We start from the raw sequence: 21,500 nt of genomic DNA on the forward strand, positions 1-21,500 counted from the left end.
GTGTGGAGCATAAGACCAGTTGAGGGCCCTCAGGCAAATACACGGGCTGGCGGTGTGAGCCGCTTTCTTTTGCCTACTTTTCTTTGCGGCGGCAAAGAAAAGTAGGTGCCGCCCCGCACAGGGGCAACGCTAGCAAACCAAATGCATAACGCGGATGCCAGCAAAAAAAGCCCAAACCACCACCCAGCGTCGCAGACGAAAAAAACCTCTTACGGAGGAAAGATTTCGAAAGCACCCCCAGCTTCCGCGCGAAGCGCACCCCAACTACTATCGCCAGGATGAACTCATCCATTATGGTCGTCGACGACGACCCCGTCGTCCGCGACATCGTGCGCGACTATCTGCAAGGCCGGGGCTTCACGGTCTCCGTGCTCGAAAACGGTATGGCGCTACAACAGGCGCTCCAGAACGAACGGCCCGCGCTCGTCGTGCTCGACATCATGATGCCCGAGCTGGACGGTATCAGCGCATTGCGCGCGCTGCGCCTCGCCGGCGACAACATCCCCGTGATCCTGCTGACCGCGCGCGCGGATGTGATCGATCGCGTGATCGGTCTCGAACTGGGCGCAGACGACTACCTCGGCAAACCATTCGATCCGAGCGAACTCGTCGCACGCATCCGCAGCGTGCTGCGCCGACGCGAAAGCGCAGCGCCTAGCGCGCCCGAAAATCGCGCGCCGTATCGCTTCGGTCGCTTCGAAGTGAATTTCCCCGCGCGCGAACTGCGCCGCGACGGCGAACGCATCGCCCTGCGCTCCAGTGAATTCGCGATGCTCAAAGTGTTCGTGTCGCACGCGATGACCGTGCTCACGCGCGCGCAGCTGCTCGAAAAGCTGCACGGCGGCACCGATACGCACCGCAATCGCAGCCTCGATGTGTCGATCTGGCGCCTGCGCCGGCTGATCGAAGTCGATCCGTCCGAGCCGCGCTACGTGCAGACCGTGTGGGGCAAAGGCTATGTATTCGTGCCGGACGGCGAGATCGGCGCAGCGGAACGTTATGACGCGCCCGTCGCGAATCTCTGACACGCTGCAACGCCGCGTTTCATGAACGGATCGGCAAGCGCCGACAGCTTGCGCGCGAGCGCAAGAACCACCGCGCCTGCCGCGCGGCCCGCGCAAAGCATCAGAACGTCAACACGCTCATGAACATCCGCTGCAGCCAGCCGAGCGTCGTCGAATCGGCGAGCATGCCTTGGCCCGCCTGTTCGATGCGTGCGTTCGCCACCTTGCTCGACGCGACGTAGTTCCCCGACTCGATATCCTTCGGGTTCACGATGCCCGACAGCCGCAGCCGGTCACGGTTGCCGCCCATCGAAATCAGCTTCTCGCCCGATACCACCAGGTTGCCCGTCGGCATCGTGCCGATCACCGTGACGGCGAGCGTGCCCGTCATGCCGCTCGTATCGGCGATCGATCCCTGCCCCTTGAACGTCGTGCTCGCCGAGCCGATGTTGAACAGCCGCGCAAGACGCGCCGCCGTGCCCGTCGATTTGTCGGCGGCTTCGGCTGTGATGTCGCTCGCGCGGCTCGCCTGCGCGTTCGTGCTGTTCGAGCCGGTGTATGACTCCGACAGACGGATCGTCAGCACGTCGCCGATATGCTGCGCGCGCGGCGTCTCGTACAGCAGAATCCCCGTGCCCGCCTGAAAGATCGCGCCCTGCGTGTTCACGTTGAGCGGCGCGGTCGACAGCGGCGGCAGCATCGGCGTGTCGACGATCGAATCTTTCGTGGCGCCGCAGCCGGCGAGCGCGTAGAAAGCGGCGGCGCTCGTCAGCACGGCGACGGCGCGTGGCATGTACATGACGTTCATGGTGTGTCGTGCCCCTGCGTGTGATGAAGCAATGAAGCCAATCGAAATCTCTCGTCAACCCGCGTCGGGACTGCTCGCCTGCCACTGCCGCACGACCGACTTCATATACGCGTCCGGGTCCTTCAGCAGATAGATGAGCGTCGCGTTGTGCGTCGCGGGCAACAGGCACAACGTGATCGAACTCACGTCGTTTTCCCAGATATAGACGGGCAGCGCGCCCGCCGTCGGCGAGCTGACCTGCGTCGCGGTGCGCGGCGCGCCATAGCGGTCTTCGAACGCGTCGCGCAGATCGTCGGCCGTGATCTCGTCGATCACGAATGAAATCTCATACAGCCGGAAGCCGCTCTGCCCATCGACGCGCACAAAGCGCAGCACATGCTCGTCGGCAGGCGCGCCGTCCACGACGGCGCGCGACACTTCCCAGCCGTCCGCCGCGCGATGCGCCCATTGGCACGCGATCGTCAGGCTCTGCGACGTCTTCAGCCGCATGCCGAGCGAACCCGCGACGTTGTCCGTCTCGCAGACAGGCACGCTGCCGAGCGGCGTCGCACGCACCCGCGAGACGGCGCGAAATTCGTCGAGCGTGATGCCGAGCGGAATGCCGCGAAACGCGAACGGCTTGTCGGCGGTGCGCTTTTTCGCGCCGACCGCCGACATGCGCAACGTGGCCGCCTGTTGCGGCGACAACATGTTCTGCGCGCTCGCCGCCAACGGTATCAGCGCGCAGGACAAGGCCACGGCGCATGCGGTCAGCGCGCGCCCAATCGAAGTGAGTTGCATGGCTCGCCTCGCGTAACTGATGGCAGCAGCTCAGTCGATGGCTGCCGCACAGGCGTCGAACGGCGTCGCGGCCACATGGCCGACGACGGGCAGAATCTTCAGCGTCGCCGAGGTCAGCCGGCACGGCAGCGCCGCGACGGCGCAGCCGTCGAGCGGCAACACCGCCGCGCCCACGGCCGACCACATCGCGAGACGCGTAGCAGCGCGTCTTGCGCGCAGGTAAAAGCGTGATTTCGGCACGGCGAACTCCGGCACGTCAGGCCGTCGTGTTGACGTGATTGCCGACCATGCCGACAGGCGAGCCGGACGTTTGCGCGGTGCTCGCCTTGTCGCCCGTTGCCGTCGCGGCGGCCGTCGTGGACGTGCCGCGCGCGGCGGGCTTTTCAGCGGCGGATGGTCGAGCAATGTTCTGCAGTTGCGTCGTGAAGTGGTTGTTCTGAACAGTCATGGCAAACCTCATGAAGTGCGAGAGTCTTCGGAATCGCCGTGCGCCCGTTTGCGACAGGCATCGCGGAGTCGGCGCACACGGCGGCGTGTGGCATGACGAATGATCCCGTCTGCCTCGTTGTCACGATGGCTCAAGCAACGCACGTATTTCTGAGGTGCTTACGACCGCTTGCGAATGCACGCGAAATCTTTCCAATGCCGCAAAATGCAGAGGTTTTCGCTCAACATCCGGAATGCGCGCGCGAGAGAAATATTGCGGACTGCAACGCGCGCGACGGACCGCGACGCCCCGCCTGGCAAGGAAGGCTTCAGAAGGGGTGCCCCGCGCGCACGCTGCGCGAGAGTTTGAGTAAGTGTTGGTAAGGAAAGCTTCAACCGCCGACAAGCCCTGCCGGACTAGAATTTCGGTATGAATCCACAGGTCCTCATCGTCGACGACGATCCCGTCGTGCGCGATCTGCTTTGCCGCTTCCTGCAATCGAATGGCTACGATGCATCCGTGCTGCATGACGGCACGCATCTGCAACGCCGTCTCGAACGGGAGCGGCCTTCCGTCGTCGTGCTCGACATCATGATGCCGAACACCGACGGCCTGCGCGCGCTCACCGCATTGCGTGCCGCCGGCGACGACATTCCCGTGATCTTCGTAACGGCGCGCGGCACGGTGGCCGATCGCATCATCGGGCTGTCGCTCGGCGCCGACGACTATCTGACGAAGCCATTCGATCCACGCGAACTGCTCGCGCGCATCCAGACGGTGCTGCGGCGGCGCGGCCCGGCGACGACGAGCGCGCCGGAAGCGCGCAAGCGTTATCGCTTCGGTCCGTTCGAACTCGACTTCGCAACGCGCACGCTGTCACGCGACGAGACGCGCGTCACGCTGCGCGACAGCGAATTCGCGCTGTTGAAGATCTTCGTCAACAATCCGTACAAGGTGCTGTCGCGCGTGCTGATTCACGATCTCGTGCATCGCGACGACCTGCCGTTCCGCGACCGCAGTCTCGATGTGCCGATCTGGCGTTTGCGCCGCGTGATCGAAAACGATCCGTCGAATCCGTGCTACGTGCAGACGGTGCGCGGCAAGGGCTACGTGTTCGTCCCCGACGCGGACCCGAATGGCGCGCCCTTCGCCGCCGATCCCGCGTGATTCTCGCGTGACCCGCATCAGGAATCCGCTGAATACGCTGTTCGGCAGGATGGCGTTGCTGTCGTCAGCGGTGCTGTTTGCGATTCAGGCTGGCTGGTTCGTGCTGGTCGTGATGCAGCCGCCGCATCACGAAGTGGACGGTTACGCACGCGGCATTCTGCTCGCGCTGCAGGCCGCGAACGGCGAGCCCGTCAACGGCGCCGACGTCGCGCCCGCGCTGCGCGTGCATCTCGTGCCGACATGGAACATGCCCGCCACCGTCCATCTCGAGCCGCCCACGCGCAGGCCCTTCGTCGAGCTCACACGCCATTTGCGTGCGAGCCTGCCCGCCGGCACCGAGATCGCCGTCGACGACACGCATATGCCGCGTCTATGGGTGCGCTTTCCGCGCAAGTCGATGTGGGTCGTGATACCCGTCGATGTGCCGCCGCGTCCCCGCTTCGTGATCGAATCCGTCTCGATGCTGCTCGCCGCGCTGCTGCTGTCGCTGCTCGCCGTCTGGCAGATGCAGCGGCCGCTGACACGCGTCGCGCATGCGGCGCGCGCGTTCGGCGCGGGCAGCCGGCCCGAGCCCGTCTCCGAACAGGGTCCGCGCGAACTGCGCGATCTGATCGGCTCGTTCAACGACATGATGCGACGCCTGAACGAAGCCGGCGACGATCAGGCCGTGATGCTCGCAGGCGTCGCGCACGATCTCAAAGCACCGCTCACGCGTTTGAAGTTGCGCGCCAGCGTGCTCGCCGACGAGAACGAACGCGCGGGCCTGATCCGCGACGTCGATTCGCTGACGAACATCGTGCAGCAATTCCTGGAGTTCGCGGGACAGTCGGCGGAGTCGGGACCGATGACGGAAGTGGACGCTTTCCTGCGCGAGCAGTTTTCTTCCACGGACGGCATTGAAGGCGATGAAGTTGATGGAGCCGACGAAGCCGACGACGGCGAAGCGCCGCTTTTCAGGCTCGATCTGCAGGCCGGTTCGCACTTCACGCTGCCGCGCACGCTGCTGGACCGGCTCGTTACCAATCTCGTCGACAACGCGTTCGAGCACGGCGCGCCGCCCGTCGAAATCGCGACGTCACACGACGGGGAACAATGGATCATCGATGTCCGCGATCACGGGCCTGGCATTCCCGAAGACCGCATCGCGGCGGCAATGAAGCCGTTCGTGCGGCTCGATGCGGCGCGCGGGGGCGAAGGACATTGCGGGCTCGGCCTCGCGATCGTCGTGCGCCTTGCGCATCATCGCGGCGGCAAGTGCACGGTGGAGAATCACCCGGAAGGCGGGCTGCATGTGCGCGTCGCGCTGCCTGTCGCCGTGCCGGAAGCGTGAGGCGACGCCAGCCCGTGAATAGCGGCTAACGCACGCTGGATACGTTACTCACGTTACGCACGCGCCGTTTGCGCTTACCTTGCCTTACGGTTACGCCATTTCACTGCCCTGCGGACCTATAGTGCAATCCGGCGTCCTCGGCGCCTCCCTGTTCGGTCCGTCCCGCTGCCACCTGGGACGGGCCGTTTTTTCTTTGTGCGCCGGAAAAGTCAGAGAAGAAAACGGTCGCGCAAGGTATCGACCGTCGATTGCGTGAGGCCGAGGCCGCGCGTGAGATAGCCCGACATCGTGCCGTAGCTGGATTGCACCTGATCGAACGATGCCTGCAAATAGCTGCTCTGCACGCTCGCGAGCGGCCTTTCCGCATTCGCGGCCAGATCGCCGCTTTGCTGGCGGCGCGCCTCGACGCGCGCCGAAATCGCATTTGCCATATACGTGTTCGACAGCAGATAGTCCTGCATGATGATGTCGAACGGCACGTTGGCGATGCTCAGCAACAGCGCTGCGGCCCAGCCCGCGCGATCCTTGCCCGCGCTCGAATGAATCAGCTGCGGGCCGGCCGTGTCGGCAAGCTGCGAAAGCAGGGAGCCGAATGCCGCGCGCTGCACGGCATCCGTCACGTAGAGCCGCTGTGCGCGTTCCATCGACGACACCGCGCTCCCCTCGCTATCCAGCATGGGTGTGATGACGTCCTCGCGTCCTGTGACGTTGATCTTCATGTAGGCCGCGTTGGCGGGCAGTACGTCGGATGCGCGCTCGATCTCGCCGGGCGTGCGCAGATCGTAGACTGCCGTGATGCCGAGCGAATCGAGTACCGCGGCATCGGCGGCGTTTTGCGTCAGCGCATTCGAGCGATAGAACGCGTTGCGCCGCACGACGCGGCCGTCGACCGTCGGATAGCCGGCTGCCGTCCCACCCACATCACGAAAGTTTTCCAGCGACGCGAGACGCGGCGTCGGCGCCTGATCCGAGCCCGCGTTGTTGCCGCCGCACGCCGTCAGCAGCGTGCTGCCCATGCCGGAGAGCAGCAGCGCACCCGCCGTGCTCTTCAGGAAGCGGCGGCGCGACGCGAGCTGCGCCCGCGCGTGCGATGGCGCCAGCGCAATCGGCAAGGCGTAGAGATCATGCGCAGCGGCGAGCGAAATGTCCGCTTTCGCAGAGGAGGTCATCGTTGTGTCTACAAGGTGCGGCGCGGGTGCCGCGCGCAAATGCGAAAGACGCACGCGGGTGACGTGCAGGTTTGACGAACCGATCGACAGTGTCATCAACCGCATGGGTCGATCACTTACGGCGTCGACGTGCAGTGTAATGGACGAAAACAGCTCGATGGTTACACAGTAGCAATCAGTAAGGAATCGCAATGTGGGCGTCTCGCGCGGTGTTCCTGACATGTGAGACGCGGGTTGAAATAGCCCAGCGCTTTTTTGGCCGCGCATTGGCCCTGATCGAGGCGGACCGTAGAATACAAGCCACCTGCGGCACGCCGGACGAACACAGAATCACAACAGCAACCCACGTACACGGGATCACAGGAGAGGGGATGGCGTCATTTCAGTGGTTTACCGAGCTGTCGACGCGCGAAAGGCGCACGCTCTACGCAGGCTTCGGCGGCTATGCCGTCGACGCGTTCGACTTCATGATTTACTCGTTCCTGATCCCGACGCTGATCGCGACGTGGGGCATGTCGAAGAGCGAAGCGGGCATGATCGCGACGAGTTCGCTGATCTCGTCGGCGATAGGCGGCTGGATGGCGGGCGTACTCGCCGACCGCTACGGCCGCATCCGCGTCTTGCAATGGACGATCGCGACCTTCGCCCTGTTCACCTGCCTGTCGGGCTTCACGCACAACTTCTGGCAACTGCTGACGACCCGCACACTGCAAGGCATCGGCTTCGGCGGCGAGTGGTCGGTGGTGACGATCATGATGGCGGAGACGATCCGCTCGCCGCAGCACCGCGCGAAAGCTGTTGGCACCGTGCAGAGCAGCTGGTCGTTCGGCTGGGGCGCGGCGGCGATTCTCTACTGGGCGTTCTTTGCGCTGCTGCCCGAAGAGTATGCGTGGCGCGCGTGCTTCTGGATCGGCATCGTGCCGGCGCTGTGGATCATCTATATCCGCCGCAACGTCAGCGATCCCGACATCTATATCGCGACGCGGCGCGCGCGTGACAGCGGCTTCGACAGCTCCCATTTCCTGCAGATTTTCTCCGCCGCGCACCTGAAAACGACGATCCTCGGCAGCGCGCTGTGCAGCGGCATGCTGGGCGGCTACTACGCGATCACGACCTGGCTGCCCACTTACCTGAAGACCGTGCGCCATCTGTCCGTGTTCAACACGAGTGGCTATCTGGTGGTGCTGATCGTCGGTTCGTTCATCGGGTATATCGTCGGCGCGATTCTCTCGGACCGGATCGGACGGCGCGCGTCGTTCATCCTGTTCGCGGTCGGCTCGTTCCTGCTGGGCATGATCTATACGATGCTGCCCATCACCGATAGCGCGATGCTGCTGCTCGGTTTTCCGCTCGGCATCGTCGTGCAGGGAATATTCGCGGGTGTCGGCGCGTATCTATCAGAGCTGTATCCGAATGCGATTCGCGGCTCTGGACAGGGTTTCTGCTATAACCTCGGGCGCGGCATCGGCTCGTTCTTTCCGATTCTGGTGGGCACGCTGTCGCAGACGATGACGCTCGTGAAGGCGATCGGCATCGTCGCGGGTTCGGGCTATCTGCTCGTCGTCGTGGCGGCGCTGGCGCTGCCCGAAACGAAGGGCAAGTCGCTTGCCGCCGAGAGCGCGGAATCGGCGGAACACGTGTAATACCACCCATGCAAACCATCGTTCTCGGCGGCGGCATCATCGGCGTCGCCACTGCTTTCTACCTGCGCGAGCGCGGCTGCGACGTCACCGTGATCGAGCGCGAGTCCGACGTGGCGCTCGCGACCAGCTTCGGCAACGCGGGCGTGATCGCGCCCGGCTACGTCACGCCGTGGGCCGCGCCCGGCATGCCGTTCAAGATCCTGAAGTACCTGTTCAAGCCCGCGTCGCCGCTGATCTTCCGGCCGACCTTCGATCTCGCGCAATGGCGCTGGATCGCGCGCTGGCTGCGCGAATGCGATCTCGCGCGCTTTCGCGTCAACAAGCAGCGGATGCAGCGCATCGCGTACTACAGCCGCGAATGCCTGCGCGAGTTTCGCGGGCATCATCCGTTCGAATACGGACGCAGCCAGGGCTATCTGCAACTCTTTCGCACGGCGTTCGACGTCGAACTCGCGCAGCCCGCGCTTGCCGTGCTGCGTGACGCGGGCATCCGGCATCGCGAAGTGAGCGCGGCCGAATGCGCGGTGATCGAACCGGGACTGCGCTGGGCGCGTCAGGCGCCGTTGAGCGGTCTCTATCTACCCGACGACGAAGCAGGCGATTGCGCGCGCTTCACGCGGGAATTGCGTGCGATCTGCGAGGCGAACGGCGTACGCTTTCGCTTCGACACGCGCGTGACGGCGCTCGACGTGCGTGGCGGCACGGCGCACGGCGTGCATGTCGAGAGCGCGGCGGGCAGCGAGACGCTGGTGGCGAATGCCGTCGTGGTAGCGGCGGGCGTCGATAGCGCGGATCTGCTTGCGCCGCTTGGCGTAAAAGTGCCGCTGTATCCCGTGAAGGGTTACTCGGCGACACTGCAGATCGTCGACGATGAAAAGTCGCCGCGCGCCGCGTTGATGGACGAGTCGCTGAAAACAGCGATCACGCGCTTTGGGCCGAATCTGCGCGTCGCGGGCACGGCCGAGCTTGGCAACCGGCAGACGACCTTGCGCGAGCAGGCGCTACAGACGCTGATGAAAGTGCTCGACGACTGGTTCCCGCATGCGACGGCGCCCTCTTCCGCGCAGTTCTGGGTCGGACGCCGTCCGATGACACCCGATGGCGCGCCGTTGCTCGGGCCGTCCGGGATCGACAGGCTGTGGATCAATCTCGGGCATGGCTCGACGGGGTGGGCGATGTCGCTGGGATCGGGGCGCGTGGTGGCTGATCTGATCACGCAGCGCAAGCCGGAGATCGATCTGGATGGGTTGACGCTGGCGCGGTATCGCGGGTCGTGATTTGGGTTTGGTTTCGGTTTGGCCTGCTTGCGCGTCATGCGTAGACGACGGGCACGCTGGCCAGTGATCGATATCGCGCGCCTGTACGAGCCAGCGTGCTCGAATAGAGCGTCAACGAGTCGAAGCGCGCGATCAGTTCGTTTTGCAAGTCCGTTGCGGGACCGACTGGCGCCGCGTCTTGCCGGTAGCGCGCGAGCGTCACGTGCGGACGGAACGTGCGGGCGTCGACGGGCAAACCGAGCGCGATCATCGACGAGCGCACGCGCCAGTCCAGAGCAATGAATTCATCGGACAGTGCGAGTGTCGCGACGGTCAGGCGTGGGTGTGAGGCGCGCGGCCAGTGTTCGATTTTTGTTATCGGTGTGAGCTTGAGCGGCACCGTTTCTTGCGTGAGTGCTTCGATCAGCGGTGTGCTTTTCTCTTGCGGCAGTATGCCGATGAACGTTACCGTTAGATGCAGTTGTTCGTAGGGAACGCGGCGCGCAGTCGTCGGGACGTCGATGGCGGAGAGTGCGTCGCGAGTCGCGGTGTCGGGGACGAGAGCTATGAAGCAGCGCTGGTAGTCGTGCTGATCGGTCAGTTCGTTGTTCGGGTCTGAGGCGGACCCTGCGCTTTCTTTTTGATCTGGCTGCGGATCGGTGCGTTGCATCGGAGGTCTCCTGGCGCGTTCCCGCTTTTTGATACTTTATGCCTGTTCGGTGGGGTTTGCGCGGGCATCCGCATTGTGTCTTTGGCTTTTTCGCTGGCATCCGCGCTTTGTTAGCGTGCTTCACGCGTTGCCCCTGTGCGGGGCGGCACCTACTTTTCTTTGCCGCCGCAAAGAAAAGTAGGCAAAAGAAAGCGGCTCACACCGCCAATCCTTGTTCTTATCCACGGGCCCCCAACGTCCCCACGCTTCACACGGCAACGCCGCTGCTCGCGTGCGTTGCCAACGCTTTGAATAGAAGCCTCATCCACTTCAAACAGCCACACAAGAGCTGGCGACAGCGAATTGTCCATGCCGCCCAGGTGGCAAACGGTGTGTAGGTTGTCGCGCCGCACAGGTCAGCGCTTTTATCAGAAACACCGGCCTTGCTACCCAGTCCGGAGTGATGCGTGTGAGGCGCGAATGCCTACACACCGTTTGCCACCTGGGCGGCAGAGGGATGTCTGGCTCCGCGTGCTGCGACGCGGGCGCAAGAAGCGGGTGAGGCGTACAGGGAGAACGTTGGCAACGGGCGCGGACTGGCGCGTTGCCGTGTGAAGTGTAAGAGCCTTTGGGGGCCCTCAGGCAAACACAAGAACTGGCGGTGTGAGCCGCTTTCTTTTGCCTACTTTTCTTTGCGGCGGCAAAGAAAAGTAGGTGCCGCCCCGCACAGGGGCAACGCTAGCAAACCAAATGCATAACGCGGATGCCAGCGATAACACATGCAAACCAGACCGCCCGCCACCGCCTGCAAAAACCAAAAACCAAAAACCAAAAAACAAACGCCAGAGCAAAGGCAAAAAACCGCCCCCACCCCAGCGTCGCAGACAAACAAAAACCCCTTACCTCGGCAATTCAGAATGCCCCATCAAATACGCATCCACTGACCGCGCGCACTGCCGCCCTTCACGAATCGCCCACACAACCAGCGACTGCCCACGCCGCATATCACCCGCGGTGAACACCTTCTCCACCGACGTGTAATAAGCCTTATCCCCTTCGGTAGAAGCACGCACATTCCCACGCGCATCCTTATCGACGCCGAAGGCCTCGAGCACCGGCGAAACCGGCTGCGTAAAGCCCATCGCCAGCAACACGAGATCGGCCTTCATTTCGAACTCGGAACCCGGCACTTCGACCATCTTGCCGTCCTTCCATTCGACACGCGCCGCGATCAGTTTCTCGACCTTGCCGTTCTTGCCTTCGAAGCGCTTCGTCGCAACCGCCCAATCGCGCTCACAGCCTTCCTCATGCGACGACGACGTGCGCAGCTTGACCGGCCAGTACGGCCACACCAGCGGCTTATTCTCTTCTTCCGGCGGCTGCGGCAGCAGTTCAAACTGCGTGACCCCCTTCGCGCCATGACGGTTCGACGTGCCGACACAATCCGAACCCGTATCGCCACCACCGATCACGACAACATGCTTGCCCTTCGCGAGCAGTTGATCAGCAACCTTGTCGCCCGCGTTGACCTTGTTCTGCTGCGGCAGGAATTCCATCGCGTAATGGATGCCCGAAAGCTCACGGCCCGGCACCGGCAGATCACGCGGCGTCTCGGAACCGCCCGTCAGAATCACCGCATCGAACTGATCCTTCAGTTCTTCCGGCGTGATGGTTTCCTTCGCGGTGTTGCCAATGTGCGCCGGAAGCGGATCCTTGCCGACGAACACATTCGCGCGGAACGTCACGCCTTCCGCTTCCATCTGGCGCATGCGGCGGTCGATCAGCCACTTCTCCAGCTTGAAGTCGGGGATGCCATAACGCAGCAGGCCACCGACGCGGTCGTTCTTCTCGAACACCGTCACGTCATGACCGGCGCGCGCGAGTTGCTGCGCGGCCGCCATGCCCGCGGGACCCGAACCGACGACGGCAACCTTCTTGCCCGTCTTGTGCTTCGGCGGTTGCGGCGCAACCCAGCCTTCGGCCCATGCCTTGTCGATGATCGCGTGCTCGATCGACTTGATGCCGACCGGGTCGTCGTTGATGCCGAGCGTGCACGCCGCTTCGCACGGCGCCGGGCAGATGCGGCCCGTGAACTCGGGGAAGTTGTTCGTCGAATGCAGGACGTCGATCGCGTTCTTCCAGTCCTGACGGAACACCAGGTCGTTGAAGTCCGGAATGATGTTGTTCACCGGGCAGCCGTTATTGCAGAACGGGATGCCACAGTCCATGCAACGCGCGCCCTGAATCTTGGCTTCGTCGTCGGTCAATGCCGCGACGAATTCCTTGTAGTGCTTCACACGCGTGAGGGGTGCTTCGTACGCCTCGTGGCGACGCTCGAACTCGAGAAAACCGGTTGCCTTGCCCATGTGGTTCTCTATTTCTATCTGAATCGGTGAGGGGATCGGCACCCGCCGCATGCGTTTTCACGCGCGCGGCAGGTGCGCTTCGTTATGTCGTCTGATTGGGTCGGGGAACGATCAGGCTGCGAGCACTTCCTTGGCAGCCTTCTTCGCGCCCATTTCGCCCAGCGCGCGCTTGTATTCGGTCGGGAACACCTTCACGAATTGACGGCGCGACGCATCCCAGTTTTCGAGCAGCGCCTTCGCACGCGGCGAACCCGTGAACTGGAAGTGACGTTCGATGAGCCCCTTGAGCAGCGCTTCATCGGTCTGGCCCATGTGCCACAGTGCCTTGTCGACCGTGCGTTCCTGTTCGGCCTGTTGCAGCACCGGCTCGAGCGCGACCATCGACTTGTTGCACTTCGCCGCGAACGAACCGTCCACGTCGTACACGTAGGCAAGACCGCCCGACATGCCTGCCGCGAAGTTCCGGCCCGTTTCGCCGAGCACGACGACCGTGCCGCCCGTCATGTATTCGCAGCCGTGGTCGCCCGTGCCTTCGACAACCGCCGTCGCGCCCGAGTTACGCACGCAGAAGCGCTCGCCCGCGACGCCGCGGAAGAACGATTCGCCTTCGATCGCGCCGTACATCACCGTGTTGCCGCAGATGATGTTCTCTTCGGACTTGCCGCGGAAGTCGTTCGTGGGACGGATGATGATGCGGCCGCCCGACAGACCCTTGCCGACGTAGTCGTTACCGTCGCCGACCAGATCCAGCGTGATGCCCTTTGCAAGGAACGCGCCGAAGCTCTGACCCGCCGTGCCCTTCAACTGGATGTGGATCGCGTCGTCGGGCAGACCGTCGTGGCCGTACTTCTTGGCGATCGTGCCGGACAGCATCGCGCCGACCGTACGGTTCACGTTGCGCACCGGCTGGATGAACGACACGTGCTCGCCCTTCTCGATAGCCGCCTTCGCCTTCTCGATCAGCGTGTGATCGAGCGCGCGGTCGAGGCCGTGATCCTGCGATTCGACGTGCATGCGCGCGACGCTCGCCGGAACGTTCGGCTGATAGAACACGCGCGAGAAGTCGAGACCCTTTGCCTTCCAGTGCTCGATGCCCTTCTTCATATCGAGGAATTCGCTGTGGCCGATCAGGTCGTCGAACTTGCGCACGCCCAGTTGCGCCATGATTTCGCGCACTTCTTCAGCGATGAAGAAGAAGAAGTTCACGACGTGTTCCGGCTGGCCCTGGAATTTCGCGCGCAGCACGGGGTCTTGCGTCGCGACGCCGACCGGGCACGTGTTCAGGTGGCACTTGCGCATCATGATGCAGCCTTCGACGACGAGCGGCGCCGTCGCGAAGCCGAATTCGTCCGCGCCGAGCAGCGCGCCGATCACGACGTCGCGGCCCGTCTTCATCTGACCGTCGGCCTGCACGCGGATACGGCCGCGCAGCTGGTTCAGCACCAGCGTCTGCTGCGTTTCAGCAAGGCCCAGTTCCCACGGCGTGCCGGCGTGCTTCACCGACGACAGCGGCGATGCGCCCGTACCGCCATCGTGGCCGGCGATCACGACGTGATCGGCCTTCGCCTTCGCGACACCCGCGGCGACCGTGCCGACGCCCACTTCCGACACCAGCTTCACCGAGATGCTCGCCACCGGGTTTGCGTTCTTCAGATCGTGAATGAGCTGTGCGAGGTCTTCGATCGAGTAGATGTCATGGTGCGGCGGCGGCGAAATCAGACCGACGCCCGGCACCGAGTAACGCAGCTTGCCGATGTACTCGGACACCTTGTGACCCGGCAACTGGCCGCCTTCACCCGGCTTCGCGCCCTGCGCCATCTTGATCTGGATCTGGTCTGCGGACGCAAGATATTCCGCCGTCACGCCGAACCGGCCCGACGCGACCTGCTTGATCTTCGAGCGCAGCGAATCGCCTTCCTTCAGCGGGATGTCGGTCACGACTTCATCGCCGAGGATGGTCTTCATCGTGTCGCCATTCTTGATCGGAATGCCGCGCAGTTCGTTGCGATAGCGGTTTTCGTCTTCGCCGCCTTCGCCCGTGTTCGACTTGCCGCCGATCCGGTTCATCGCCACAGCCAGCGTAGCGTGCGCTTCCGTCGAGATCGAGCCGAGCGACATCGCGCCCGTTGCAAAGCGCTTGACGATTTCCTTCGCCGATTCGACTTCGTCGAGCGGAATCGCCTTCGACGGGTCGACCTTGAATTCGAACAGGCCGCGGAAGGTCATGTGGCGCCTGGTCTGATCGTTGATCAGATGCGCGTATTCCTTGTACGTCTGATACGAGTTGCTGCGCGCCGAGTGTTGCAGCTTCGCGATCGCATCCGGCGTCCACATATGGTCTTCGCCGCGCACGCGGTACGCGTACTCGCCACCCGCGTCGAGCATGTTGGCGAGAACCGGGTTGTCGCCGAACGCGTCGCGGTGCAGACGGATCGCTTCTTCAGCCACGTCGAAGAGGCCAATGCCGCCCACCTTCGACGCCGTGCCCTTGAAGTACTTGTTCACGAGATCTTCGGCGAGACCGACCGCCTCGAAAATCTGCGCGCCCGTGTACGACATGTACGTCGAAATGCCCATCTTCGACATGACCTTCTGCAGGCCCTTGCCGACTGCCTTCGTGAAGTTGTAGACCGCCTTGTCCGCCGACAGGTCGCCCTTCATGCCCGCTGCCATCTGCGCCAGCGTTTCCATGGCGAGGTACGGGTGAACGGCTTCCGCGCCGAAGCCTGCGAGCAGCGCGAAGTGGTGCGTCTCACGCGCCGAGCCCGTTTCGACGACGAGGCCCGTGCTCGTGCGCAGACCTTGCTGCACGAGGTGCGAGTGGATGGCCGACGTAGCGAGCAGCGCCGGGATCGCGACGTTGTCGCGGTCCGTCTTGCGGTCCGACACGATCAGCATGTTGTAGCCGGACTTCACCGCATCCACGGCTTCCGCGCACAGCGACGCGAGGCGCGCTTCGATGCCTTCCTTGCCCCAGCTGACCGGGTAGCAGATGTTCAGTTCGTACGAGCTGAACTTGCCGCCCGTGTACTGATCGATTGCGCGGATCTTCGCGATGTCCCTGAAGTCGAGCACAGGCTGCGACACTTCGAGGCGCATCGGCGGGTTGATGTTGTTCGTATCGAGCAGGTTCGGCTTCGGACCGACGAACGACACCAGCGACATCACCATGTTTTCACGGATCGGATCGATAGGCGGGTTCGTGACCTGCGCGAACAGCTGCTTGAAGTAGTGATAGAGCGTCTTGTTCTTGTTGGACATGACGGCCAGCGGCGAGTCGTTGCCCATCGAGCCAACGGCTTCTTCGCCTGCCTGCGCCATCGGCGCCATCAGGAACTTGAGGTCTTCCTGCGTGTAGCCGAATGCCTGCTGGCGATCGAGCAGCGCAGCCGCTTCGCGGCGTTCCGTGACGACGTCTTCCGCGTTCGGCTCGATTTCGTCGAGCTTGATGCGAACGGCATCGATCCAGCTCTTGTACGGCTTGGCGTTGGCGAGGTTGTCCTTCAGTTCCTTGTCGTCGATGATGCGGCCGTGCTCCATGTCGATCAGGAACATCTTGCCCGGCTGCAGACGCCACTTCTTGACGATCTTCGACTCGGGAATGGGCAGCGTGCCCGCTTCCGACGCCATGATGACGAGGTCGTCGTCGGTGACGATATAGCGCGCCGGACGCAGGCCGTTACGGTCGAGCGTCGCGCCGATCTGGCGTCCGTCCGTGAACGCGATGGCAGCGGGGCCGTCCCACGGCTCCATCATCGCGGCGTGGTATTCGTAGAACGCGCGGCGGTTGTCGTCCATCAGCGTGTGCTGTTCCCATGCTTCGGGAATCATCATCATCACTGCGTGGACGAGCGGGTAGCCAGCCATCACGAGCAGTTCGAGACAGTTGTCGAACGATGCCGTGTCCGACTGGCCCGGATAGATCAGCGGCCACAGCTTCGGCAGGTCGTCGCCGAGCACGTGCGAGGCGATCGCGCCCGTACGCGCGTTCAGCCAGTTGACGTTGCCCTTCACCGTGTTGATTTCGCCGTTGTGGGCGATCATGCGATACGGGTGAGCCAGTTCCCATGCCGGGAAGGTGTTGGTCGAGAAACGCTGGTGCACGAGTGCGAGCGCCGACACGACGCGCTCGTCCTGCAGGTCGCGGTAGTACACGCCGACCTGGCCCGCCAGCAGCAGACCCTTATAGACGACCGTGCGCGCCGACATCGACGGCACGAAGTATTCCTTGCCGTGCTTGAGCTTGAGCGCCTGGATACGGTGGCTGGCCGTCTTGCGGATCACGTACAGCTTCCGCTCCAGCGCGTCCGTCACCATGATGTCCTTGCCGCGGCCGATGAAGATCTGGCGGATCAGCGGCTCGCTCGCCTTGACCGTCGGCGAGATCGGCATGTTGTGGTCGGCGGGCACGTCGCGCCAGCCCAGCACGACCTGGCCTTCGGCCTTCACCGTGCGCTCCAGTTCCTGTTCGCAGGCGAGACGCGACGCGTGTTCCTTCGGCAGGAAGATCATGCCGACGCCGTATTCGCCCTCGGGCGGCAGCGTCACGCCCTGCTTGGCCATTTCCTCGCGGTAGAACGAGTCCGGAATCTGGATCAGGATGCCTGCGCCGTCGCCCATCAGCGGATCGGCGCCGACGGCGCCCCGGTGATCGAGGTTCTCGAGGATCTTCAGGCCCTGCTGGATGATCTCGTGGCTTTTCTTGCCCTTGATATGCGCAACGAAGCCGACGCCGCATGCGTCGTGCTCGTTTGCGGGGTCGTATAGACCTTGCGCGGCGGGAACCGTGGAAAGCGGCTGCTGATGGTCGTTCATGGGGACACCGTCTGTCAGGGGCCGTGGGGCCGTTGAACCATTTTGTTTTTGCCCGCGGTGCGGACTTCGACCGCGCGGGCGGCCGCGGACGCGCGATATTGCAGTTGCACATCGGGACGCCGGAAATCGGAATATACGCGACGAATCAAAGGAATAGCAAACAAAATGTGATGTTCGGACCCCTATTATCAATGTGGTGCATTTTCCGCCCCATTAATTGGTGCCATATCAAAACAGGGCAAAAGAAAACGGCATACATGGATGCCGTTCACTTTCTGCTGCAGCCAGTAAGCCCCTGAGCGAAAAGGCTTTATTGGGTTTGCGGCGTCTCCCGCACCTTGCGCGGCCGGCCTCGCGGCAAGGGCGAAACCCGCCGGTTCGCCGCCCGCGCCGCCCACTCGCGATACGAGTCGCTACCGAGCACCCAGCCCTTTAACGTGGCCTGTTGAAGCTGACTGGCTTCGCGTTCGTCGAGCGGTTGCTCGCACAATTCGCGGTACGCGCGCTGCCGTTCGAACGGCGTATTGCCGAGTGACCAGTACAAACGATGATCGGTGATCAAACTGTCTAAGGTCAGGCCGATGTGATGCCGATAACTGGACCATCGGTAGTCTTCGGGCGTGCTCACCAGCTGGTTGCGCACCGGCGACATTTCGACCACGCGGCTCGCGAGCAGGAAGTATTTCTCGCCTTCGATGACCGTTGCGCGATAGCGGCCTTCCCACAACGTGCCACGCCGCGAGTAACGGCGATTGAAGTGCGCGACGTAACGCCTGCCCACGGCCTGCATGGCTTTGGGCAGGCTCGATTCGTCGGTAGGCGTGACGAGCAGTTGCACCGCGCCGGGCATCAGCGCGTATGCATGAACGGAAAGATGGTGATCGCGCGAAGCCGCCTTCAGGCAATCGATGAACAGTTCGTAATCCTGGTCGTCCACGAATGCGGGCTGCTGGTCGAGTCCGCGCAGGATCACGTGCTGCGGCTGGTCGGGGACATAAAGACGTGCAAGCCGTGCCATGCTGGATTATCCAAAGTCGCGTTGGTACATACCCGAAGGTCCGAAAAACTGCGCCGGCGCGGCCTCACGCGCCAAGCGGGTCTGCCGGGAAACGGCATAAAGCCTAGGCAGAACGCTCTAGCCGGCGCGTATGGTTTGTTTGAAACGTTGTGGTCATAATTGGCGGGCCTTTTTTGGAGGAGCACAAATGAAATTAAAACAGGCCTTGGGGGTCGCGGCACTCGCTTGCATAACAACCACAGCGCACGCGCAATCGGCCGGCAGTTTTTTTATTACGACAGGGTGGTTCCATCTCGCGCCTCAGTCCAGTAGTGACCCGTTGAGAGAGACAAACGTCAACGGTACGCCCGTCAACATCACCGTGCCCAATACGGGCGCCGAACTCGGCAGCGGCGACACCATCGGCTTCACCGGCGGCTACTTCGTCACCGACCATATCGCCACGGAATTCGTGATCGGCGTGCCACCGCAATTCGACCTGAAGGGCACGGGCGCATTCCAGCAATACGGCAAGCTGGGCTCGGCAAAACAGTGGAGCCCCACGCTGCTGTTCAAGTATTACTTCAACCAGCCGCAAGCGAAGTTCCGTCCGTATCTGGGCCTGGGCGTGAGCCGCGTTTCGTTTACCGACGAGCACATCACGAACGGCGCTTTCGAAGCCAACGTACTTCATGGTCCGACCACAGTCACGACGGATAGTTCGTGGGAGCCCGTGTTTAATGCCGGCTTCACGTACGCGTTCACCGACCACTGGTTCGCGGGCTTCTCGATCTCGTACCTGCCGCTCTCTACTACCGCCAAGCTGAACACCCAGGCGCAGACGCCGATCGGTACCGTCAACGTGCAATCGGAGACGAAGATTCGTCTGAACCCGATCGTCACGTATGTGAACCTCGGTTACCGGTTCTAACTCAACAGGGTAGACGAGATTTTCGGGCTTGAACAACGCCGATGCGCAAAAGCGCGTCGGCGTTTTTCCATGCTTTCACGATACCTGTATGTGCACGCCTTCGTCTCCGACGTATCGCGACATCATTCCTGCCATACACGCCGCCAGCGCAGATCGGTCGTTGTAAATTTGACTGAAACGTGCACGCCAGCGGTGCAATTTCTGCCGCATGCGACATGCATCGGTCCAGCCGGAACGACGGTGCGAATCATGTCGCCGGGCGGGCATCGAAGTTGCGTCAGAGGAAACTTCCCGCGCTGTGTTGCGGGGATATTCAAACTACCCTCATCGACGGAGCGACCATGACTGCACTTCCTAACACGCGAGATGCCCTGGGCGAATCCTGGACTACGGCTGGCCGTCGTGCCCGGCGCATTGCGCGCCACAGCCGACATGCTGCTGAAGATATTGCAAGCGAACTGCGCACATTGATGAACGAACTCGAAAACACGCTTGGAGATGGCACGCAAGCCGACGCAGCGGTGCTGCGCACGCAGATGCGCAAGCGTCTCGACGAAGCGCGTAGCCGTCTGAACGATACGCGCGATGCGATGCGCGAACGCGCCGAAGCGGCATTGCACGATGCCGATGACTACGTGCATGAAAATCCGTGGCGGACGATTGCCATTGTTGGCGGCGTTGCGCTGATTGCGGGTGCCTTGATTGCGCGCGGCGGCGGTTCGCGCTGACGGCTCGCTGCGCGTCCAACTGGCCGAAGAGGGCCAGCCTACGACGGCTGGACCTCGGATCGCTGCATAGGACAGGCGCGGCGCGTGTTTGCGCGCCGCTTCTTTTGTAATGCGAGCCGAGCGTCGTTGTCGCGGGATTTGTCGCGCGCCCGATCAATCGCCGTCGACGATAAACAGCCGCTGGTATTCCTTCGACGCGTACCGGTCCGTCATACCCGCGATGTAATGCGCAATGAGGCGTGGCTGCTTCGCCGCGTCTGTCGTCTGGTAGGCGGGCGGCAGCAGGCGAGGATCGTTGATGAACGCGTCGAACAAACCGGCGATGACGCGCTGTGCCTTGTTCGCCATGCGCATCACGCGATAGTGGCGGTACAGATTTTTGAACAGAAACCGCTTGAGTTCGGTCGCCTGCGCAGCGACGGCGTCGCTGTGCGCGACGAGTGGCGGCGCACGGCGCACGTCGTCCAGCGACGCGGGCGCATGCTGCGCGATATTTCGCGTGGTCGTGTCGATCAGATCGACGATCAGCGTGTTGATGATGCGCCGCACTGTTTCGTGGATGAGCCTGCGCCCTTCTATCTGCGGATAGTCACGACGCGCCGCGTCGTAATGCGTGTGCCATAGCTCGACTTCGGCAAGCTGATCGATCGTGAGCAATCCCGAGCGCAGACCATCGTCCACATCGTGATTGTTGTATGCGATTTCGTCGGCGAGATTCGCGATCTGCGCTTCGATCGACGGTTGTCGCCCTTGCAAAAACCGCTCGCCCAGTTCGCCGAGACGCCGCGCGTTTTCGCGCGAGCAATGCTTGAGGATGCCTTCGCGCGTTTCGAAGCACAGATTCAGGCCGTCGAATGCGCCGTAATGCTCTTCGAGATCGTCGACGACGGCAAGGCTTTGCAGATTGTGTTCAAAGCCGCCGTAGTCGCGCATGCATTCGTTCAGCGCGTCTTGTCCTGCATGGCCAAACGGTGTGTGACCGAGATCGTGCGCCAGCGAAATCGCTTCGACCAGATCTTCGTTCACGCGCAGATTGCGCGCGACAGACCGCGCGATCTGCGCGACTTCGAGACTGTGGGTGAGACGAGTGCGGAACAGATCGCCCTCGTGATTCACGAAGACCTGCGTCTTGTACTCGAGCCTGCGGAAAGCGGTCGAATGGACGATGCGGTCGCGATCGCGCTGAAATTCGGTGCGCGCGCTCGGTGGCGCTTCGTGATGGCGCCGGCCGCGCGATTGCGAAGAATGCGCGGCGTACGGCGCGAGGTGCGCTTCTAGCGCGGCGGTGGTGGGCTGCGACACGACGCCCGTAGCGGGTGTCACAGAAGCGGCGTCGAGTGATTCGCTCAGATGGTCGCTGCGTATTTCACTCACCGATATCTCCGAATCAGATGCGACGGCCGCTGTGGGTTGTGCCAGGCCGCTGCGCT

17 protein-coding genes are annotated in these 21,500 nt (G+C 62.9%); 7 read left to right on the forward strand and 10 right to left on the reverse strand.

Annotation, left to right across the window (positions count from 1 at the left end; all coding sequences use genetic code 11):
- Positions 1–278: 278 nt before the first annotated feature.
- On the forward strand, positions 279–1,025 hold the full coding sequence (locus PPGU16_RS14875) for a response regulator (RefSeq protein WP_180720702.1): 747 nt from the start codon (positions 279–281) through the stop codon (positions 1,023–1,025).
- 100 nt (positions 1,026–1,125) lie between these two features.
- Here PPGU16_RS14875 and PPGU16_RS14880 read toward each other — a convergent pair whose 3' ends face one another.
- From PPGU16_RS14880 to PPGU16_RS14895, 4 genes are read right to left on the reverse strand one after another with little or no spacing between them, the layout of a single operon-like run.
- A complete protein-coding gene (locus tag PPGU16_RS14880; protein ID WP_180720704.1) occupies positions 1,126–1,812 on the reverse strand; it encodes a flagellar basal body L-ring protein FlgH in 687 nt (228 codons plus the stop codon).
- Positions 1,813–1,866: 54 nt separating this feature from the next.
- Positions 1,867–2,592 (reverse strand): hypothetical protein, encoded by a 726-nt coding sequence (locus PPGU16_RS14885; protein ID WP_180720706.1) that lies wholly within the window; start codon positions 2,590–2,592, stop codon positions 1,867–1,869.
- 30 nt (positions 2,593–2,622) lie between these two features.
- Positions 2,623–2,832 (reverse strand): DUF6726 family protein, encoded by a 210-nt coding sequence (locus tag PPGU16_RS14890; RefSeq protein ID WP_180719566.1) that lies wholly within the window; start codon positions 2,830–2,832, stop codon positions 2,623–2,625.
- A gap of 16 nt (positions 2,833–2,848) precedes the next feature.
- The gene (locus PPGU16_RS14895) at positions 2,849–3,040 is read right to left on the reverse strand and encodes a hypothetical protein (RefSeq protein ID WP_180720708.1); all 192 of its coding nucleotides are present in this window, start codon (positions 3,038–3,040) and stop codon (positions 2,849–2,851) included.
- Between the two features lie 408 nt (positions 3,041–3,448).
- Here PPGU16_RS14895 and PPGU16_RS14900 point away from each other — a divergent pair, with 408 nt between their 5' ends.
- Both PPGU16_RS14900 and PPGU16_RS14905 read left to right on the forward strand, forming a co-directional pair.
- On the forward strand, positions 3,449–4,186 hold the full coding sequence (locus tag PPGU16_RS14900) for a response regulator (RefSeq protein ID WP_007739205.1): 738 nt from the start codon (positions 3,449–3,451) through the stop codon (positions 4,184–4,186).
- Between the two features lie 16 nt (positions 4,187–4,202).
- Entirely contained in the window at positions 4,203–5,516 is a 1,314-nt protein-coding gene (locus PPGU16_RS14905) for an ATP-binding protein (protein WP_180722638.1), read from the forward strand.
- A 209-nt stretch (positions 5,517–5,725) separates the two neighbouring features.
- Here PPGU16_RS14905 and PPGU16_RS14910 read toward each other — a convergent pair whose 3' ends face one another.
- Positions 5,726–6,685, reverse strand: coding sequence for a tyrosine-protein phosphatase (locus tag PPGU16_RS14910; RefSeq protein ID WP_238270293.1), 960 nt, complete (start codon positions 6,683–6,685; stop codon positions 5,726–5,728).
- 371 nt (positions 6,686–7,056) lie between these two features.
- Here PPGU16_RS14910 and PPGU16_RS14915 point away from each other — a divergent pair, with 371 nt between their 5' ends.
- Both PPGU16_RS14915 and PPGU16_RS14920 read left to right on the forward strand, forming a co-directional pair.
- Entirely contained in the window at positions 7,057–8,328 is a 1,272-nt protein-coding gene (locus PPGU16_RS14915) for an MFS transporter (protein WP_180720711.1), read from the forward strand.
- An 8-nt stretch (positions 8,329–8,336) separates the two neighbouring features.
- The gene (locus tag PPGU16_RS14920) at positions 8,337–9,605 is read left to right on the forward strand and encodes a D-amino acid dehydrogenase (protein WP_180720713.1); all 1,269 of its coding nucleotides are present in this window, start codon (positions 8,337–8,339) and stop codon (positions 9,603–9,605) included.
- Between the two features lie 34 nt (positions 9,606–9,639).
- Here the strand turns inward: PPGU16_RS14920 and thpR are convergent, their stop codons facing one another.
- The 4 genes from thpR to PPGU16_RS14940 form a co-directional block, all read right to left on the reverse strand.
- Positions 9,640–10,254 carry an RNA 2',3'-cyclic phosphodiesterase gene (gene thpR, locus PPGU16_RS14925; protein WP_180720714.1) on the reverse strand — a complete coding sequence of 205 codons (615 nt, stop codon included), beginning with the start codon at positions 10,252–10,254 and terminating at the stop codon, positions 9,640–9,642.
- Between the two features lie 878 nt (positions 10,255–11,132).
- Positions 11,133–12,599, reverse strand: a complete 1,467-nt coding sequence (locus PPGU16_RS14930; RefSeq protein ID WP_180720716.1) for a glutamate synthase subunit beta — start codon at positions 12,597–12,599, stop codon at positions 11,133–11,135.
- Between the two features lie 111 nt (positions 12,600–12,710).
- The gene (locus PPGU16_RS14935) at positions 12,711–17,414 is read right to left on the reverse strand and encodes a glutamate synthase-related protein (protein WP_180720718.1); all 4,704 of its coding nucleotides are present in this window, start codon (positions 17,412–17,414) and stop codon (positions 12,711–12,713) included.
- A 310-nt stretch (positions 17,415–17,724) separates the two neighbouring features.
- On the reverse strand, positions 17,725–18,432 hold the full coding sequence (locus tag PPGU16_RS14940; RefSeq protein ID WP_035988887.1) for a transposase: 708 nt from the start codon (positions 18,430–18,432) through the stop codon (positions 17,725–17,727).
- Positions 18,433–18,619: 187 nt separating this feature from the next.
- On the opposite strand from PPGU16_RS14940, the gene PPGU16_RS14945 reads away from it, so the two are divergent.
- Together PPGU16_RS14945 and PPGU16_RS14950 are read left to right on the forward strand one after the other, a co-directional pair.
- Positions 18,620–19,342 carry an OmpW/AlkL family protein gene (locus tag PPGU16_RS14945; RefSeq protein ID WP_180720720.1) on the forward strand — a complete coding sequence of 241 codons (723 nt, stop codon included), beginning with the start codon at positions 18,620–18,622 and terminating at the stop codon, positions 19,340–19,342.
- Between the two features lie 341 nt (positions 19,343–19,683).
- Positions 19,684–20,070: an ElaB/YgaM/YqjD family protein gene (locus PPGU16_RS14950; protein ID WP_180720721.1), complete on the forward strand. Its 387-nt coding sequence runs from the start codon at positions 19,684–19,686 to the stop codon at positions 20,068–20,070.
- Between the two features lie 153 nt (positions 20,071–20,223).
- On the opposite strand, the gene PPGU16_RS14955 is transcribed toward PPGU16_RS14950, so the two are convergent.
- Complete coding sequence (locus PPGU16_RS14955) at positions 20,224–21,420, reverse strand: deoxyguanosinetriphosphate triphosphohydrolase (RefSeq protein WP_243460596.1); 1,197 nt, start codon at positions 21,418–21,420, stop codon at positions 20,224–20,226.
- Positions 21,421–21,500: the final 80 nt, after the last annotated feature.

It is taken from the genome of Paraburkholderia largidicola (assembly GCF_013426895.1).
GTDB classification, from domain to species: domain Bacteria; phylum Pseudomonadota; class Gammaproteobacteria; order Burkholderiales; family Burkholderiaceae; genus Paraburkholderia; species Paraburkholderia largidicola.